The 15,909-nt window shown below is 66.5% G+C and carries 18 protein-coding genes; 7 read left to right on the forward strand and 11 right to left on the reverse strand.

Translation table 11 applies throughout. The annotated features are described in order from the left end of the window. Positions 1-7 precede the first annotated feature (7 nt). From WC729_RS14155 to WC729_RS14165, 3 genes are read left to right on the forward strand one after another with little or no spacing between them, the layout of a single operon-like run. Complete coding sequence (locus WC729_RS14155) at positions 8-388, forward strand: hypothetical protein (RefSeq protein WP_372853816.1); 381 nt, start codon at positions 8-10, stop codon at positions 386-388. Next, on the forward strand, positions 385-1,776 hold the full coding sequence (locus WC729_RS14160; RefSeq protein ID WP_372853818.1) for an NAD(P)H-hydrate dehydratase: 1,392 nt from the start codon (positions 385-387) through the stop codon (positions 1,774-1,776). The genes WC729_RS14155 and WC729_RS14160 overlap by 4 nt, the downstream gene beginning before the upstream one ends. Further along, positions 1,773-2,957, forward strand: a complete 1,185-nt coding sequence (locus WC729_RS14165) for a class I SAM-dependent RNA methyltransferase (protein WP_372853820.1) — start codon at positions 1,773-1,775, stop codon at positions 2,955-2,957. Before WC729_RS14160 ends, WC729_RS14165 begins: the two co-directional genes overlap by 4 nt. Positions 2,958-2,992: 35 nt before the next feature. Here WC729_RS14165 and truA read toward each other — a convergent pair whose 3' ends face one another. Then, positions 2,993-3,733: a tRNA pseudouridine(38-40) synthase TruA gene (truA, locus tag WC729_RS14170; protein WP_372853822.1), complete on the reverse strand. Its 741-nt coding sequence runs from the start codon at positions 3,731-3,733 to the stop codon at positions 2,993-2,995. After that, a complete protein-coding gene (gene fmt / locus WC729_RS14175) occupies positions 3,730-4,635 on the reverse strand; it encodes a methionyl-tRNA formyltransferase (protein WP_372853824.1) in 906 nt (301 codons plus the stop codon). Before fmt ends, truA begins: the two co-directional genes overlap by 4 nt. A 53-nt stretch (positions 4,636-4,688) precedes the next feature. Between fmt and recR the strand changes: the two genes are divergently transcribed. Further along, positions 4,689-5,285: a recombination mediator RecR gene (gene recR / locus WC729_RS14180; protein WP_372853826.1), complete on the forward strand. Its 597-nt coding sequence runs from the start codon at positions 4,689-4,691 to the stop codon at positions 5,283-5,285. Between the two features lie 31 nt (positions 5,286-5,316). Continuing rightward, positions 5,317-5,847, forward strand: a complete 531-nt coding sequence (def, locus tag WC729_RS14185; RefSeq protein ID WP_372853828.1) for a peptide deformylase — start codon at positions 5,317-5,319, stop codon at positions 5,845-5,847. Between the two features lie 55 nt (positions 5,848-5,902). Here def and WC729_RS14190 read toward each other — a convergent pair whose 3' ends face one another. After that, positions 5,903-7,567, reverse strand: coding sequence for a formate--tetrahydrofolate ligase (locus WC729_RS14190; protein WP_372853829.1), 1,665 nt, complete (start codon positions 7,565-7,567; stop codon positions 5,903-5,905). 147 nt (positions 7,568-7,714) lie between these two features. On the opposite strand from WC729_RS14190, the gene WC729_RS14195 reads away from it, so the two are divergent. Together WC729_RS14195 and WC729_RS14200 are read left to right on the forward strand one after the other, a co-directional pair. Beyond that, positions 7,715-9,118: a DNA recombination protein RmuC gene (locus WC729_RS14195; protein ID WP_372853830.1), complete on the forward strand. Its 1,404-nt coding sequence runs from the start codon at positions 7,715-7,717 to the stop codon at positions 9,116-9,118. A 24-nt stretch (positions 9,119-9,142) separates the two neighbouring features. Next, positions 9,143-9,826, forward strand: coding sequence for a tetratricopeptide repeat protein (locus tag WC729_RS14200; RefSeq protein WP_372853831.1), 684 nt, complete (start codon positions 9,143-9,145; stop codon positions 9,824-9,826). A 48-nt stretch (positions 9,827-9,874) separates the two neighbouring features. Here the strand turns inward: WC729_RS14200 and WC729_RS14205 are convergent, their stop codons facing one another. Genes WC729_RS14205 through WC729_RS14240 form a run of 8 tightly spaced genes read right to left on the reverse strand, consistent with a single transcriptional unit; the run spans position 9,875 to position 15,764 of the window. Beyond that, a complete protein-coding gene (locus tag WC729_RS14205; protein ID WP_372853833.1) occupies positions 9,875-10,582 on the reverse strand; it encodes an META domain-containing protein in 708 nt (235 codons plus the stop codon). Positions 10,583-10,642: 60 nt separating this feature from the next. Then, the gene (locus WC729_RS14210) at positions 10,643-11,452 is read right to left on the reverse strand and encodes a TrmH family RNA methyltransferase (RefSeq protein ID WP_372853835.1); all 810 of its coding nucleotides are present in this window, start codon (positions 11,450-11,452) and stop codon (positions 10,643-10,645) included. A 7-nt stretch (positions 11,453-11,459) separates the two neighbouring features. Beyond that, a complete protein-coding gene (locus tag WC729_RS14215; RefSeq protein WP_372853837.1) occupies positions 11,460-11,732 on the reverse strand; it encodes an HPr family phosphocarrier protein in 273 nt (90 codons plus the stop codon). Then, the gene (locus tag WC729_RS14220) at positions 11,732-12,139 is read right to left on the reverse strand and encodes a PTS sugar transporter subunit IIA (RefSeq protein WP_372853839.1); all 408 of its coding nucleotides are present in this window, start codon (positions 12,137-12,139) and stop codon (positions 11,732-11,734) included. Before WC729_RS14220 ends, WC729_RS14215 begins: the two co-directional genes overlap by 1 nt. Continuing rightward, positions 12,136-13,104 (reverse strand): RNase adapter RapZ, encoded by a 969-nt coding sequence (rapZ, locus tag WC729_RS14225; RefSeq protein ID WP_372853841.1) that lies wholly within the window; start codon positions 13,102-13,104, stop codon positions 12,136-12,138. Before rapZ ends, WC729_RS14220 begins: the two co-directional genes overlap by 4 nt. Further along, complete coding sequence (locus tag WC729_RS14230) at positions 13,101-13,523, reverse strand: HPr kinase/phosphorylase (protein WP_372853843.1); 423 nt, start codon at positions 13,521-13,523, stop codon at positions 13,101-13,103. Before WC729_RS14230 ends, rapZ begins: the two co-directional genes overlap by 4 nt. Next, on the reverse strand, positions 13,520-15,088 hold the full coding sequence (locus WC729_RS14235; RefSeq protein WP_372853845.1) for a stimulus-sensing domain-containing protein: 1,569 nt from the start codon (positions 15,086-15,088) through the stop codon (positions 13,520-13,522). The genes WC729_RS14230 and WC729_RS14235 overlap by 4 nt, the downstream gene beginning before the upstream one ends. Then, positions 15,057-15,764, reverse strand: coding sequence for a response regulator transcription factor (locus tag WC729_RS14240; RefSeq protein WP_372853847.1), 708 nt, complete (start codon positions 15,762-15,764; stop codon positions 15,057-15,059). The genes WC729_RS14235 and WC729_RS14240 overlap by 32 nt, the downstream gene beginning before the upstream one ends. Positions 15,765-15,909 lie beyond the last annotated feature (145 nt).

Genomic DNA, 15,909 nt, shown 5'->3' on the forward strand with positions numbered 1-15,909 from the left:
CGCACTGGTGCTTGCCCTCGGCCTTGCCGCCTGTGGCGAGTCCAAAACGGATCACGGGACGCTCGCCAATGTCGAGGCGGCGCAGATCGCTCGCGCCGAGGAATCGGGCAATATCGTCTGCGCCAGGGCGGGATCGGCGGATTTTGCGCGCGTCTGCACCGTCGACCGCGAGCAGCGCGACGAAGGGCTGGTGCTGACCCTCCGCCATCCGGACGGCGCCTTCCACCGGCTGCTGGTGACGAAGGACGGGCGCGGGGTGATCGCAGCGGACGGGGCAGAACAGGCGGTCGTGACGGTGCTGGACAAGGAAAGCATCGAGGTGGCGCTGGGTGGTGATCGCTACCGCCTGCCCGCCACCGTGCGCGGGCCAGCCAAGCCGGCGTCATGACGTCACTTTCAGGCAAGCCTGTGCTGACGGCCGCGCAAATGCGCGCTGCCGAGGACGATGCCATTATTGGAGGAGCGACGGTCCAGAGCCTGATGGACCGTGCCGGCCGGGAGGTCGCTGAAATGGTCCGGCGCCTTGGCGTGGGCAATGAGGTCCTCATCCTGTGCGGACCGGGAAACAATGGCGGGGACGGCTATGTTGCCGCAGCTTTACTCCACGCAGCCGGTGTGTCGGTGCGCGTTGCCGCCAGCGGTGAACCGCGTACGGAGGCTGCGAAACACGCCCGCGCGCGGTGGAATGGAGCGGTCGAGACGCTCGACAGGGCGGCGCCAGCGCCGGTCCTGGTGGATGCGCTATTCGGAACCGGTCTGTCGCGTCCTCTTGATACGGCGGTTGCCGCCAACCTGGTCCGCCTGCGTGACCGGGCAAGATTGGCGATCGCGGTCGATCTGCCGAGCGGCATCGCGACCGATGACGGGACGGTGCTGAATCAGGTCCCCGTCTTTGACCTGACCCTGGCGCTCGGCGCAGCCAAGCCGTCGCATCTGCTGTATCCCGCCGCGAGCCATTGCGGCACTATCCGCGTGCTCGACATCGGCGTGCCCGTATCGAGCGATACGCTCATCCTCGGCGAACCGCACCTTCTGGCACCAGGTCCGGACTCGCATAAATATACGCGCGGCATGGTCGCGATTGTCGGCGGGGAAATGCCGGGCGCGGCCGAGCTCGCAGCCCTGGCGGCGATGCGCGCGGGGGCCGGCTATGTCCTGCTGCTCGCCGACGGCACTGGTGGACAGCCTCATGCGATCGTCCGCAGGCCGTTTGCGGCGGAGGCGTTGAACGACACGCGCGTCGGCGCGGTGGTGATCGGGGCGGGGCTCGGCCGCGGTGCGGTCGCCGGAACGCGGCTGGATCTGGCTCTGGCCGCGTCCCGCCCCCTCGTCATCGACGGGGATGCGCTCCACCTTCTCGACGCGACGCGCCTTGCACGGCTCCACGCCCATGCGGCCCCTGTCGTGCTGACGCCGCATGCGGGCGAATTCGATGCGCTGTTCGGCAAGGGTACCGGCAGCAAGATCGACCGTGCCCGCGCCGCGGCGGCTAGGGCGGGGGCGACCATCGTCTTCAAGGGGGCTGATACCGTCATCGCAGCACCCGATGGTCAGGTTCGGATCGCACCGGGCGCAAGCCGCTGGCTCTCGACCGCTGGCACCGGCGATGTGCTGGCCGGCGCTGTCGGTGCGATGCTGGCCGCGCGCGCCGGGTCGGCGATCGATGCCGCTGCGGCCGGCGTCTGGCTCCACAGCGCGGCTGCGCGAAAGCTGGGCGGCGCCTTCATCGCTGACGATCTTGCCCTGGCGCTCAGCGCGGCCCGGGCCGCGCTGTGAGCGACACGATCGTCCGGGTCGCCGCACGCGGCGATGGCATCACCGCCAATGGCCGTCACGCGGCGCTGGCGGCGCCCGGCGACACGCTGACGGCAGAGGGGCAGGTAATCCCCGGCCCGCACCATCAGGTGCCGCCATGCCGCCATTTTCCGACCTGTGGCGGCTGCCAGCTCCAGCATCTCGACGACGAGAGTTATGCGCGTTTCATCAGCGACCGCATCGCAGGGGCGCTGGAGGCGCACGGCCTTGCAACTGAGATACGCTCGCCCGCGCTGTCGCCGCCGCGCACCCGCCGGCGTGCGGCGCTGCAGGCCGAGGCGAAGGGCGGGCGCATCCGGATCGGCTTCAGCGAGGGGTCGAGCCATGCGCTGGTCGATTTGCAGGAGTGCTGGATCCTTACCCCCACATTGTTCGCGCTGGTGGCACCATTGCGGGGGCTGTTGGGGCGTTTCCTCAAGGCCAACAGGCGCGCCCGGCTGCATCTCACCGAAGCGGATCAGGGTATCGACCTGCTGATCGAGGGGATCGAGGCGGAGGGGCTGGAAGCGGCCGAGGCGATCACGGCGTTCTGCCAGCGCCACGGCGTCGCGCGACTGTCGATCGACAATGGCCTGGGCCCGGAAACGCGGTGGGAGCCCGAGCCGGTCACCATCACGCTGGCGGGCGTTCCGGTGCCGATGCCGCACAATTCGTTCCTCCAGGCGACACAGGAAGGCGAGGCATCACTGGTCGCTGCGGTACGCGAGGCGATCGGGCAGGCAGGGACGGTGGCCGATCTGTTCTCGGGTCTCGGCACCTTCGCGCTGGCGCTGCCAGGACGAGTCTATGCGGCTGAGGCGGCGCGTGACGCCATATTGTCGCTCAAGGGGGCGGGCGCCCGGACGGGTCGGCAACTCTTCGCCGATCACCGGGACCTGTTCCGGCGGCCGCTGACAGCAGCGGAATGCGACAGGTTCGAGGCAATCGTGCTCGATCCGCCCAGGGCTGGTGCGCGCGAGCAGGTGGCGCAACTGGCCGAAGCGAAGACGCCAGTCATTGCCTATGTTTCCTGTAACCCCAGTAGCTTTGCACGCGATGCGGAGATCTTGTGCAAGGGAGGCTATCGGCTGGAATGGATCCAGCCGGTCGGGCAATTCCGCTGGTCTACTCATGTGGAACTGGCGGCGAAGTTCAGCCGCTAACCTCTACTCCGTTCGTTTCGGGCGATAAGGCAAGGTCAGGGATAATCCGCCCGTAGGAAATACAGCCCATCCGGCGGCGCGTTCAGTCCGAGCTTCGACCGATCCCGCGCCTCGAGGGCCGCCTGCAACTCATCCGGCGACCATTTTCCCTGCCCGACCAGCGCGAGACAGCCGACCATCGACCTGACCTGATGGTGAAGAAACGACCGCGCCGAGGCGAACACACTGATCCGGTCGCCGCTGGCCACCACATCGAGTCGGTCGAGGGTGCGTAGCGGGCTGTCCGCCTGGCAATGCGCCGAGCGGAAGGTGGTGAAGTCATGCCGGCCGACCAGCCGTGCCGCCGCCTCTGCCATTGCCCGCGTATCGAGCGATGTCGGCACGCGCCACGCCAGCCCGTTCTCGAAGGTCAGCGGAGCACGGCGGGTGACGATCCGGTATTCGTAGTGACGCGCCAGGCAAGAAAAGCGGGCGTGCCAGTCATCCGGCACGACCTCGCACGCCAGGATCGCGACTGGCGCCGGGCGTACGACCGCATTGAGTGCCTCCATCAGCCGGAACGGCGTAATCGCCCGTGCGATATCGACATGCGCGCGCATGCCGGTTGCATGGACGCCGGCATCGGTGCGGCCGGCGGCGTGGACGGCGACGGTCTCGCCGGTGATCTTCAGGGCGGCAATCTCGATTGCTTCCTGCACGCTCGGACCGTGCGCCTGGCGCTGCCAGCCCATGAAGGGCCGGCCGTCATATTCCACCGTCAGCGCGAACCGCGTCATGAGAGCTGCGTTCCGGCCGGTATCGCGAAGCCGCGTAGCAATTCGGATGATGTCATGACGCCGCGGCCTGCCCGTTGCAGAAGGCTCGGGCGGATTGTGCCGTCGCTGCAGGCGATGGTGAGTTGATCGTCAAGAACCGCGCCCTGGCTGCCAGTGCCAGGGAGTATATCGGCTGCGAGCACCCGGATCCGTTCTGCGCCTAGCTCAAAAAAGGCGCCGGGGACTGGATTGAATGCCCGAATCTGCCGCTCGACCTCGACCGCGCCCTGCGAGAAATCGATCCGTGCCTCGGCCTTGTCGATCTTCGGGGCGTAGGTGACGCCTTGCTCGGGCTGTACCACCGGGGGATGGGCGGCGATATCGCCAAGCACCTCGACCATCAGCCGCGCGCCCATCGCGCTCAGTTCGTCGGTGAGGGCGCCGGCGGTCTTGCCGTCGATCGGCGTCCGCCCCTCGAGCCGTACCGGCCCTGTATCGAGGCCGGCTTCCATCTGCATGATGCCGACGCCTGTCTCGGCATCGCCGGCGAGGATGGCGCGCTGGATCGGCGCGGCGCCGCGCCAGCGGGGCAGCAACGAGCCATGGACGTTGAGGCAGCCCAGCCGGGGCGCCTCAAGCACCACACGCGGCAGGATGAGGCCGTAGGCCGCAACCACCGCTACATCGGCTTCAAAGGACGCGAACTCGGCCTGAGCGTCGGGATCGCGCAGCGACACCGGGGTCCGGACGACGATGCCCAGGGCCTCGGCACGTGTCTGGACGGGAGAGGGCGTCAGCGCCTTGCCACGGCCGGCACGGCGCGGTGGCTGGCTGTACGCCGCCACGACGTCATGGCCTGCATCGACAAGTGCCTGGAGCACCGGCACCGAGAATTCGGGCGTTCCCATGAAGACGATCCGCATGGTTACGCTCTGGCCGCTTGGCAGAGGGCCACGCAACCCCCTATCTGTTCCTCATGGCATCTCCCGAGATCGAAGCCCTCACCCAGGCGCTTGCCCGACTGCCCGGCCTTGGGCCGCGTTCGGCTCGCCGCGCAGTGCTTCACCTGCTCAAGAAGCGTGAAGCGGCGCTTGGGCCGTTACTGTCGGCACTCACCGCGGTGGAGGAACGGCTCTCAACCTGTTCTATTTGCGGCAATATCGATACGATAGACCCGTGCGGCATCTGTGCCGACCCGCGCCGCGACGCGCGGTCGCTCTGCGTGGTCGAAGAAGTCGCCGATCTCTGGGCGCTCGACCGGTCGCGGCTGTTCCCAGGGCGATTCCACGTGCTGGGCGGGCGACTGTCGGCGCTGGAAGGCGTCCGTCCGGAAGACCTCAGCATCGATTCGCTGGTCCGTCGAATCGAGGTCGGCGGCATCGACGAGGTCGTACTGGCGATGAACGCTACCCTGGAGGGCCAGACGACCGCGCACTATATCGCCGAGCGGATCGAACGCTTCCCGATCCGCGTCACGCAGCTCGCGCACGGTCTGCCGGTCGGTGGCGAACTGGACTATCTGGATGAGGGCACACTGGCCCAGGCGCTCCGCGCGCGTCGACCTGTCGCTTGACGGCGGGCTCGCGCTTTCCTAGCTCGCCTCCATGTCCGTTCTAGAAATCCTCGAAGTCCCGCACCCCGGCCTTCGCGCCGTCGCCAAGCCTGTCGCACGGATCGATGACTCCGTCCGTACGATCGTCGCCGACATGTTCGACACCATGTATGATGCGCGGGGCATTGGCCTCGCCGCGACTCAAGTCGGCATCGAGCAGCGCATCGTCGTGATCGACCTGCAGGAGCCGGAAAGCGATGCGGAGGACGCCAAGCCCGTCCGCACGCCCTTGGTCTATATCAACCCGGAGCTGGTGTCGGTCAGCGAGGAAACCTCGGTCTATAACGAGGGCTGCCTGTCGATCCCCGAGCAATATGCCGAGGTCGAACGCCCGACGCGATGCCGGGTGAAATGGCTCGATCTCGACGGCGCCGAGCGTGAGGATGATTTCGACGGGTTGCTCGCGACCTGCATCCAGCATGAGATCGATCATCTGAACGGCGTGCTGTTCATCGATCACATCTCGCGTCTGAAGCGTGACATTGTGCTGAAGAAGCTCGCCAAGGCCCGCAAGGCGGCCTGAGCCGCGGGCCTAGCCTTCCGGACCGCCCTCTCCCCCGGAGGGAGAGGGCTTAAGGTCAAAACAGCCCTTCGATCTCTCCATCGACTCCGAACCGGATCGATTCCGCCGCCGGTATGCGCGGCAGGCCGGGCATGGTCATGATCTCCCCGCAGATCGCGACCACGAAGCCGGCGCCCGCAGCCAGCCGCACTTCGCGCACCGGTACGACATGGCCGGTCGGCGCGCCCAGCTTGGCCGGGTCGGTCGAGAAGCTGTACTGGGTCTTGGCCATGCACACCGGCAAATGGCCGAACCCGGCATCCTCCCACCGTTTGAGTTGTGCCCGGACACTTGGGTCGGCGATAGCCTCCTCCGCGCGGTATATGCGGGTCGCGACGGTGTTGATCTTCTCGAACAGCGAGAGATCATCGTCATAGATCGGCGCGAATTGCGGGGTGGCGTGATCGCAGAGATCGGCGACCTTGGTCGCCAGCGCCTCGGCACCAGCGCCGCCATCGGCCCAATGCGTGCACAGGATCGCCTCCGACCCGTGGCTGGCGGCGATGTCGCGGATCACCTCGATCTCGGCATCGATGTCGGTCCCGAAGAAGTTGATTGCCACCACTGCTGGAACGCCGAATTGCCGTACATTCTCGATATGCCGCGCCAGGTTGACGCCGCCGCGCCGGACCGCCTCAGCGTCGGGCGTGGCAAGATCGGCCTTGGCCACGCCGCCGTTCATCTTCAACGCCCGCACCGTCGCGACAATCACGGCGGCGGCGGGCTTCAGGCCCGATTGGCGGCATTTGATGTCAAAGAACTTCTCCGCACCCAGATCGGCGCCGAAACCAGCCTCGGTCACGACATAGTCGCCGAGCCCCAGCGCGGCACGCGTCGCGATCACTGAGTTGCAGCCATGGGCGATATTGGCGAACGGCCCACCATGGACGAAGGCGGGGTTGCCCTCCAGCGTCTGGACCAGGTTCGGCTTGACTGCCTGGGCAAGCAGCACCGCCATCGCGCCGTCCGCCTTCAGGTCGCGTGCCGTCACCGGACGCTTGTCGCGGGTGTAGGCGACGACGATCCGGCCCAGCCGCTCCTCCAGATCTTCCAGCCCGCTCGCAAGGCACAGGATCGCCATCACTTCCGACGCGACGGTGATGTCGAACCCGGATTCGCGCGGGTACCCGTTGGCTGGCCCACCGAGCGATTGGGCAATGTCGCGGAGCGCCCGGTCGTTCATGTCGAGCACCCGGCGCCACACGATGCGGCGCACATCGATGTCGAGCGCATTGCCCCAATGGACATGGTTGTCGATCATCGCCGCGAGCAGGTTGTGCGCACTGGTGATCGCGTGGAAATCGCCGGTGAAATGGAGGTTGATGTCCTCCATCGGCCCGACCTGGGCATAGCCGCCGCCCGCCGCGCCGCCCTTGGTACCAAAGCAGGGGCCGAGCGAGGGCTCGCGCAGGCACAACACGGTCTTGCGGCCGATACGATTGAGCCCGTCGGCGAGGCCGACCGACGTGGTGGACTTGCCTTCGCCCGCCGGCGTCGGGCTGATTGCGGTGACGAGGATCAGCTGGCCGACCTGGCCGGTCGCGGGGATGCGTGCCAGATCGATCTTCGCCTTGAAATGCCCATAGGGCTCGACTGCCTCGGGCGGGATGGAGAGACGGGCGGCGATGTCGTTGATGGGTTTCAGGGTGGCGGCGCGCGAGATCGCGATATCGGTCAACATGGCGCGCAGTCGTAGCGAACGCCCGGCCAGCCGCAAGCCTTCCTCGATTTGCGACGATTATGTGAAAGCGGACGCGCCGAGCCGAAGGTTCCGCACCTTGTTAACCCTTGTCTTGGGCGGTAGGTTCGTGCTTCGTTCCATGGGAGCATGCTGTTGGATCCGGTTACCCTCGTCATCATCGTCATCGCCATCCTGGGGGCACTCGGCATCGGCTGGGGGCTGGGCAAGCGTGGCGTTGCCGAAATCCGGGCTGAACGGGACGCGCGTACCGAGGAGTTCAAGCGCGCCATCGTCGATCTTGCCGGTGCGGAGGAACGCGCCCGTGCTGCCGCACAGCTTCGCGATGAACTCGATGGCATCCGGGAGGAACGGGATGGCTTCCGCACCGAGAATGCCACGCTTCGCGCTCATGCCGAGGCGTTCGAAGCCCGGCTCGAGGAATTCAAGAACTCGCGCGAGGCGATGACCGGTCATTTCAACGAGACCGCCGCCAAGCTGCTCAACGACGCGCAGAAGCAGTTTCTCGAACGCGCCGAGGCACGGTTCAAGCAATCCGAAGAGACGGCGGGGCAGAATCTCAAATCGATGCTCCAGCCGGTTAGCGACCGTCTCCTGAAATATGAGGAGACCGTCACCAAGGTCGAGAGCGAGCGCCAGGGGGCCTTCGACCAACTCAAGGGCCAACTCGAGGGCCTTCGCATCGGCCAGGAGAAGGTCAGCAGCGAAGCGGCCAAGCTGGTCAATTCGCTGCGCAACGCCCCGAAATCGCGCGGGCGCTGGGGCGAGCAGCAGCTCAAGAATGTGTTGGAAACCTGCGGGTTGTCCGAACATACCGATTTCCAGACCGAAGTCAGCATCTCGGGTGGCGACGAAGGCGGGCGGCTCCGTCCGGATGCCATCATCAACGTGCCGGGCGGGCGGTCGCTGGTGATCGACGCCAAGGTTTCGCTCAATGCCTATCAGGACGCGTTCGGCGCGGTCGACGAGGCGCAGCGGACGATCGGACTCGCGGCTCATGCCGCTTCGATGCGTGCGCACGTCAATGGCTTGGGCAACAAGGCGTATTGGAGCCAGTTCGCCGACGCGCCCGACTATGTGATCATGTTCGTACCGGGCGAGCATTTCCTCTCCGCCGCGCTCGAGCATGATCCGACTTTGTGGGACTTCGCCTTCGAGAAGCGCGTGCTGCTGGCGACGCCGACCAATTTGATCGCGATCGCGCGTACCGTCTCCGCCGTGTGGCGGCAGGAGCGGCTGGCCAAGGAAGCGCGCCAGATCGGCGAACTGGGCAAGGAACTGTACGATCGGCTGGCCAAGGCCGCGGGCGATCTGCGCAAGGTGGGTGGAGGACTGACGTCAGCGGTCAACAACTACAACACTTTCGTCAGCAGCTTCGAAAGTCGTACGCTGGTGACGGCGCGCAAGTTGCGCGACCTCAACATCGAACCCGGCGCGCGCGAGATCGAGGGCGTCGAGCCGGTCGAGGCATTGGCGCGCTATGGCGACACGCCGATCCTGATCGACGGCTCGATGAACGAAGCTGCCGAATAACGCCGATACCTTGGGGGATTGACTATGTTGATGGCGTTGGTGCTTGGGGGCGCTGCGCCCGCAATTCAGCCGGTGCAGCACGAACCGACCGCCTCCATCGAAAGCTCGCGGAACGCCCGCCTCGGTCGGATCATCGATTTGATCAAGGCGAAAAAGGCCGATGAAGCCGCGCAAATCATCGATCCGTTGCTTGATGAATATGAGCGCGAACATACGGGCGAGAAACGCCCTATCTACTGCGCCGACGACACCGCCGAGGCCGATCGATATCGGCGCGCCGAGACGGATGCCAGGCGCCCTGTCCTGATCATCCCCGCTGGCTGGTGCACGGCATTATGGGCCAAGGGGTATCTGCTGAGCGATACCGGGCGCGGCGGGGAGGCGATTCCCTATCTGAAGCGCGCCGCCGCCATGCGGCCTGCGCGACCCAATTATCTGACCGAACTCGCCTTCGCCTATCAGGCGGTAAAGGACTGGCCGGCCATGCTGGACGCCAGCACCCGCCTGGCGACCCTGATAGCGGACGACAATAGCGCCTCATCCGTCGAGCTTTGCAAAGCGTGGCACGGCATGGCCTATGCACAGATCGAGCTGGGCAAATTGGATGAGGCAACCGCCTTGCTCAACAAGTGCCTGGCGCTCGATCCAGCCAATCAGAAGGCCAGGAACGAGTTGGACTATATCGCAAAGACCCGGTCGAAGATCTGAGACGATCGGAGATCGGGCTGGCGGAATAGCCGCCGATCCCCGAGAGATTTAACGCCGTCCGGGACCGGTCCGCACCAGCACCAGCGTACGCAGACCCGTGGCGCTCAGCACCAGCTTGCCGTCGCGGTTGGTGCTGACACTCAGGCGCTGGCCGAGCAGGCGCATGATCGCCTGTTCCTGCATCATGGCCGGGCCCATGCACGCCATCTTGGTCGACATTAGCGGGCCGGTGAGGAGAAAGCCGCGCTCGAAGCGGAACGACCCGCCGAAGCTGTTGCAGCCGCTATTGCCGCTGATCCGGTTGCCGGAAAAGGAGATGGTCGCTGCGCGGGGGCCGCGCACCGTATGGCCTTCGATCGCCTGGACCTCCCAATTGCCTTCGATCACCGGCGCGCGGGGCGGCGCGACGATCGGATCGCCGCCGCAGCCGCGCACGGTCTTGCGGCCGACCGTCACCGTCACGCTATCGGGATAGTCGCGGTCGCTCATCCCGTCGCTGCAACGCGCGCGCGCGACGTCGATCGTGATCCGCGGCGTGACATAGCGCAGGCCGTTGAAGCTCGGCCGGGGCACCGGCGCGGTCGCTGTGACGCGGGTGCGGCCGTAATCGCCGACATAGCGGATCAAGCCCTTCTCGATCGTCAGCGCCCAGCCGGGCTCAGTGCCGACGGCCTTGTAGGGCACCTCGCGCGGCTGCGCAGCAGCGGCACCGGCAATCAGCAAGGCGGGGATGGAAAGGGCAAGCGCGAACTTCATCTCGGGTCTCCTTGACGGCCGGATAGGCAAGCCAGGCTGAACCGGTCGTTACGCAACCGTTCAGCCGCGCGAAGGCTTTGTCTGGGCGAGGACTTCATAGGCCATGACGGCGGTCGCCACAGCGGCATTCAGGCTGTCGGCCTTGCCGAGCATCGGGATCTTCACCAGCAGGTCGCACTCGGCCGCATAGTCCGCCGGCATGCCCTGTGCTTCGTTGCCGGTCAGCAGGAAGGTCGGCGAGGAGTACGCAGCGGCGCGGTAATCATGCTTGGTATCGAGGCTGAGCCCGACCAACTGCCCTGGCCCGGCGCGAAGCCAGGGGACGAACTCGGCCCAGCCGGCCTGGACGATGGGTATGGTGAACAGTGCGCCCATGCTGGCGCGCACTGCCTCGAGCGAGAAGGGATCGACGCACTCGCCGATCAGGATCAGCCCGCCAGCGCCGACCGCATCGCCGGTGCGCAGGATCGTCCCGAGATTGCCCGGATCGCGCAGCCGCTCGGCGACAAGCCAGATAGTCGAGCTTGTGCGGTCCAGCTTCTCCAACGGCGTGGCGAATTCCGCGAACACGCCGACCACGGCCTGGGGATTATCCTTGCCGGAGAGCTTGGAGAGGATGTCGGGCACCGTCTCGATCGCTTCGCCGCCCGCCGCTTCGACATCGGCGATCAGCGCGCGGACGAGCGAATGGTTGGCGCTGTCGCGCGCGAAGAACAGATATTCGGGCAGGCGCCCGCTCTCGCGCGCCTCGGTGAGGATACGCAGGCCCTCGGCAAGGAACAGGCCTTCCTCGCGCCGGTGCCGTTTCTCGCGAAGCGCGCGTACCCGCTTGATGAGCGGGTTGGAATAGGCAGTGATCTCGCGGGGCATGGGAGGCTCAATCCTCCCCGAACTTGGCCTCGACCAACTCGCACAGCGCACCGACGGCCTGTTCGGCGCCTTCGCCTTCGGCGCTGATGACGATCGAATCGCCCATCGCCGCGCCCAGCATCATCAGGCCCATGATCGAGGTGCCGGTTACGCTGCCGGCGCCGTCCTTCTCCACCGCGACCTCGACCGGCTGAGTCGAAGCGAGGGTGACGAACTTGGCGCTCGCCCGGGCGTGGAGTCCGCGTTTGTTGGTGATCAGGACCGTGCGACTGACCGGCATCAGGCAGCAGCCTCGCCAAGGACTTCGGAGGCGACCGAGATATATTTGCGGCCTGCCTCGCGCGCGGCGGCGACGGCATCGACCACCTTCATCGCCTTGCGCGCCGATTCGAGCCGGATCAGCATTGGCAGGTTGATGCCGGCGATCACCTCGACGCGGCCGCGCTCCATCAACGAAATGGCGAGGTTGGAGGGCGTACCCCCAAACAGGTCGGTCAGCACGATCACGCCCCGCCCGGTGTCGACCGCGGCGATCGCCTTGGCGATATCGGCGCGGCGCGCTTCCATATCGTCGTCAGGGCCGATCGCGATGGTCGCGATCCGCTCCTGCTTGCCGACGACATGCTCCATCGCAGTCACGAACTCCTCGGCGAGGCGTCCGTGCGTCACCAGAACCAGGCCGATCATTGCCCCGACTCTTTCATTGCAGTTTCAATCACGGAAAGACCGTCCCCTTGGGCATTTTCTGCCACACCCTCGAGCGAGTCCTGCGGCGCCGCAGCGAGATCGCGGTGCGCGACCGTGGGCGAAAATCCTTCGTCGCGCAACCTTGCGGCGACTCGCTCCGCCACGTGCACGGAACGGTGCCGCCCGCCGGTGCAGCCGAACGCGATGGTGACATAGGATTTCCCCTCGGCGCGGTAGCGCGGCAGCAGGAACAACAGCAGCGACTCGATCTGCGTCATCGCCGTATCATAGGCCGGGTCGGCCGCGACATAAGCGCTGACATTCTTGTCCAGCCCCGTTCCGGGACGCAGATCCGGCACCCAGTGCGGATTGCGCAGGAAGCGCATGTCGAACACCAGATCGGCGTTGCGCGGCAGCCCGCGGGCGAAGCCGAAGGACATCACCGACAAGGTCGGTTCGCCCTGCCGCTCGCCCGAAAAGGTCGATCGCACCTGCTGCGCCAGCTCGTTGGCGCTGAGGTTGGTGGTGTCGATCAGCCGGTTGGCCCAGCGTCGCATCGGCGCGAGCAGCTCCCGCTCGCGCGCGATGCCGTCCGAGGCAGGGCGATCGAGCGCGAGTGGATGGCGCCGACGCGTCTCCGAATAGCGCCGTTCCAGCTCGCCGCCCGAGCAATCCAGGAACAGGGTGCCAATGTCGTGGCCATGCTCCTCGCGGAGCTTCTTGATCCGCTTCACGATCCGCTCGGGATCGAAATCGCGGGTGCGGGCGCCGATGCCGAGGGCGAGCGGCTGGGACGAGCGCTCCGCGCCTTCGGGCAGGGGCGCGCCGAGCAGGCGGTCAAGCAGGAGCAGCGGCAGATTGTCCACCACCTCCCAGCCCAGGTCTTCAAGCGTCCTGAGCACGGTCGACTTGCCCGCGCCGGACATGCCGGTGACGAGCAATATATCCTTGGGGTCGCGCTTCATGGCGCGCCCTCTAGCAGGTGCTTCAAGGCAAGTTCCACCTTGATCGGTGCGGAGGCCTCGCGCGGATCGAGCGCGATCGCCGGGACCGACACACCGTCGAACCAGCGCGACTCGGGCTCCGGCAGGCGTTCCACCGGGCCAGCGAGGCGGATCAGCAGCGCGACCGGCACTGGCTCAACATGGGTAACGGCGATGATCCCGACACCGCGAATCTCCATCCGTCCGGCAATCGTCGCGGGGGCACTGGCGAGCAGCAGCTCGTTGGACATCGTCAGCACGGTATAGTCGTCGCTCACCAGCAGCGCGCCACGATCGATCAGGCGCAACGCCAGATCGGACTTGCCGGCACCCGACGGGCCTTCGAGCAGCACTGCGTGGCCACCGATCGCCACGGTAGAGGCGTGGATCGTCTCGCTCATCTCTTGTCCGACATGGGGAGCCGGACGACAAAGCGCGCTCCGCTCAGCCGATCCTCGCGCGATTCGACTGCGATGGCGCCCTGGTGTCCCTCGACGATGGTCCGGGCGATGGCGAGGCCGAGGCCGCTATGCTTGCCGAATTCCTCGCCGTCCGGGCGCAGCGACTGGAAGCGGCTGAACACCTGTTCGCGTGCTTCCTCGGGCACGCCGGGTCCTTCGTCCTCCACCTTGACGACCAGATCGTCGCCGTCACGTACCGCCGACACCACGATCAGGCCGCCATCGGGCGAAAAGGAAATGGCATTCTCGATGAGATTCTCGAACACGCGTTCAAGGCGGGCACCTTCGCCCATCGCGATCAGCTTCTCGCCGATGCGATGGTCGAAGCGGATCTGGATGTCGCGTTCGACGCCGCGTTCGGCGCGCTGATCGAGCAGGGCGGCGATCATCGCGCCGACATCGACATCCTCGAACTTGGCCCGGCTGAGCTGTGCGTCGAGGCGCGAGGCCTCGGAGATATCGGTGATCAACCGGTCAAGCCGGTGGACGTCGTCACGCACGATCGCGAGCAGCCGCTCCTGCAGTTCGGGGTCCTTGACCGAGCTAAGCCCCTCGACCGCGGATCGCAGCGAGGCGAGGGGGTTCTTCATCTCGTGAGTCACATCGGCGGCGAATGCCTCGGTCGCGTCGATCCGGGCGCGGAGCGCGAGGCTCATGTCGGACAGGGCGCGAGCCAGCATGCCGAGCTCGTCGCGGCGCGAGGGCAGGCGAGGCACCACCACTTCGCGCGCGCGCCCCAGCCGTACGCGCACCGCAGCGCGGGCGAGCCGCCGCAGGGGTCGCACGATCGTCCGGGCGAGGAACAGTGAGAGCAGGATCGAGATGGCCGAGACGATCGCCAGCACGACGCTGAGGCGGAAGCGCTCGACCCGCACCGTCTGGGTGATGTCGCGGGCGTTGATCGTGGTCATCACCACCCCGCCGGTCGGCAGCGCCGCCGCGGCCGTGATCACGGGGGTGCGATCGGGCGCGCGCCATACCGTGGCGGGCACGCTCTCGGTACTACGCGCGGTGTGGACGTCGGGCCATTCCAGGCCCTCGACACGCTCGCGGTACAGCGGCGCGCGAGGCGCACCGACGACGGTGTCGATCACTGCGTCGAGGAAGCGTGCCGTATCCTGCTGCCAATCCTCCTTGTCGGGATCGCGGAGGATGAAATTGCGCAGCCCCAGCGCGCGCGTATCGGTGACCAGCTTGCCTTGGGTGTCGTAGAGCCGGATGCGGGCACCGGTGTCGCGCGCCAGCCGCAGCGCGAGGATGTTATGGCGCTCGGGCGCGACGGAGCCCATCGCCTCGGCGATCAGCCGCGCCTCGCGGCTCGCCTGGGCGACGCGGTTGTCGACGATCCGGCTGCGATAGCTATCGAGGTAGAAGAAGCCGCCCGCGAGCATCGCCAGCGCGATGATGTTGACCGCAAGGATGCGCGGCGTGAGCGATACCTGCCCGGACCAGCGAAGCGTCAGCTCGCGGTCGTCATTCCTCGGAGAATCGGTAACCCGCGCCATATAAGGTCTCTATGGCATCGAACTCGGGGTCGATCTGCCGGAACTTGCGGCGCACGCGTTTGATGTGGCTGTCGATCGTGCGATCGTCGACATAGATATCGTCGTGATAGGCCGCATCCATCAGCTGGTTGCGCGTCTTCACGATGCCCGGGCGCTGAGCGAGCGTCTCCAGGATCAGGAACTCGGTGACGGTCAGGGTCACGCCCGCACCGTTCCAGGTCACGCGGTGCCGGGCGGTGTCCATCGCCAGCCGCCCGCGGACCAGACTGCCACCGGGATTCTCTTCTTCACCCGACGCGCCTGCCACCGCCAGCTCCGACCGGCGCAGGATGGCGCGGATGCGGGCGATCAGCAGCCGGTGGGAGAAGGGCTTGGAGATATAGTCGTCCGCCCCCATCGCCAGGCCGAGCGCCTCGTCCAGCTCGTCGTCCTTCGAGGTCAGGAAGATCACCGGGGTGGTGCTCTTCTCGCGCAGCCGCCGCAGCAGCTCGAGGCCGTCCATGCGCGGCATCTTGATGTCGAAGATGGCGAGGTCGGGCGGATTCTCGATCAGCGCCTTCAGCGCCGTCTCCCCGTCCGAATAGACCCGGGTGACGAATCCCTCGGCCTGGAGTGCGATCGACACGGAAGTGAGGATATTGCGGTCGTCGTCGACGAGCGCGATCGAAGCCGTCATCGGCAGTGCAACCCTTGTGCTGTTGGGTAGGTGAGGTAGTCCAAACTGACCCAAGGCTCAACTCAATGCGATGTTCGATTGTCTCGACTGGACAATTGCCTGTCCCTGGCGATATGCGCGACTCGCATTCAGCGGCAACGCCCGC

This window comes from Sphingomonas sp. (genome assembly GCF_041661825.1).
In the GTDB taxonomy this organism is placed as follows: domain Bacteria; phylum Pseudomonadota; class Alphaproteobacteria; order Sphingomonadales; family Sphingomonadaceae; genus Sphingomonas.

Bases quoted from the DNA above. Each gene is read 5' to 3' on its own strand.
- WC729_RS14200 (WP_372853831.1), top strand. From the start codon at position 9,143: ATGTTGATGGCGTTGGTGCTTGGGGGCGCTGCGCCCGCAATTCAGCCG.
- def (WP_372853828.1), top strand. From the start codon at position 5,317: ATGTCCGTTCTAGAAATCCTCGAAGTCCCGCACCCCGGCCTTCGCGCC.
- rapZ (WP_372853841.1), bottom strand. From the start codon at position 13,104: ATGAAGCGCGACCCCAAGGATATATTGCTCGTCACCGGCATGTCCGGC.
- WC729_RS14240 (WP_372853847.1), bottom strand. From the start codon at position 15,764: ATGACGGCTTCGATCGCGCTCGTCGACGACGACCGCAATATCCTCACT.
- truA (WP_372853822.1), bottom strand. From the start codon at position 3,733: ATGACGCGGTTCGCGCTGACGGTGGAATATGACGGCCGGCCCTTCATG.
- WC729_RS14190 (WP_372853829.1), bottom strand. From the start codon at position 7,567: ATGTTGACCGATATCGCGATCTCGCGCGCCGCCACCCTGAAACCCATC.
- WC729_RS14230 (WP_372853843.1), bottom strand. From the start codon at position 13,523: ATGAGCGAGACGATCCACGCCTCTACCGTGGCGATCGGTGGCCACGCA.
- WC729_RS14220 (WP_372853839.1), bottom strand. From the start codon at position 12,139: ATGATCGGCCTGGTTCTGGTGACGCACGGACGCCTCGCCGAGGAGTTC.
- WC729_RS14210 (WP_372853835.1), bottom strand. From the start codon at position 11,452: ATGCCCCGCGAGATCACTGCCTATTCCAACCCGCTCATCAAGCGGGTA.
- WC729_RS14195 (WP_372853830.1), top strand. From the start codon at position 7,715: ATGCTGTTGGATCCGGTTACCCTCGTCATCATCGTCATCGCCATCCTG.
- WC729_RS14205 (WP_372853833.1), bottom strand. From the start codon at position 10,582: ATGAAGTTCGCGCTTGCCCTTTCCATCCCCGCCTTGCTGATTGCCGGT.
- fmt (WP_372853824.1), bottom strand. From the start codon at position 4,635: ATGCGGATCGTCTTCATGGGAACGCCCGAATTCTCGGTGCCGGTGCTC.
- WC729_RS14235 (WP_372853845.1), bottom strand. From the start codon at position 15,088: ATGGCGCGGGTTACCGATTCTCCGAGGAATGACGACCGCGAGCTGACG.
- recR (WP_372853826.1), top strand. From the start codon at position 4,689: ATGGCATCTCCCGAGATCGAAGCCCTCACCCAGGCGCTTGCCCGACTG.
- WC729_RS14160 (WP_372853818.1), top strand. From the start codon at position 385: ATGACGTCACTTTCAGGCAAGCCTGTGCTGACGGCCGCGCAAATGCGC.
- WC729_RS14215 (WP_372853837.1), bottom strand. From the start codon at position 11,732: ATGCCGGTCAGTCGCACGGTCCTGATCACCAACAAACGCGGACTCCAC.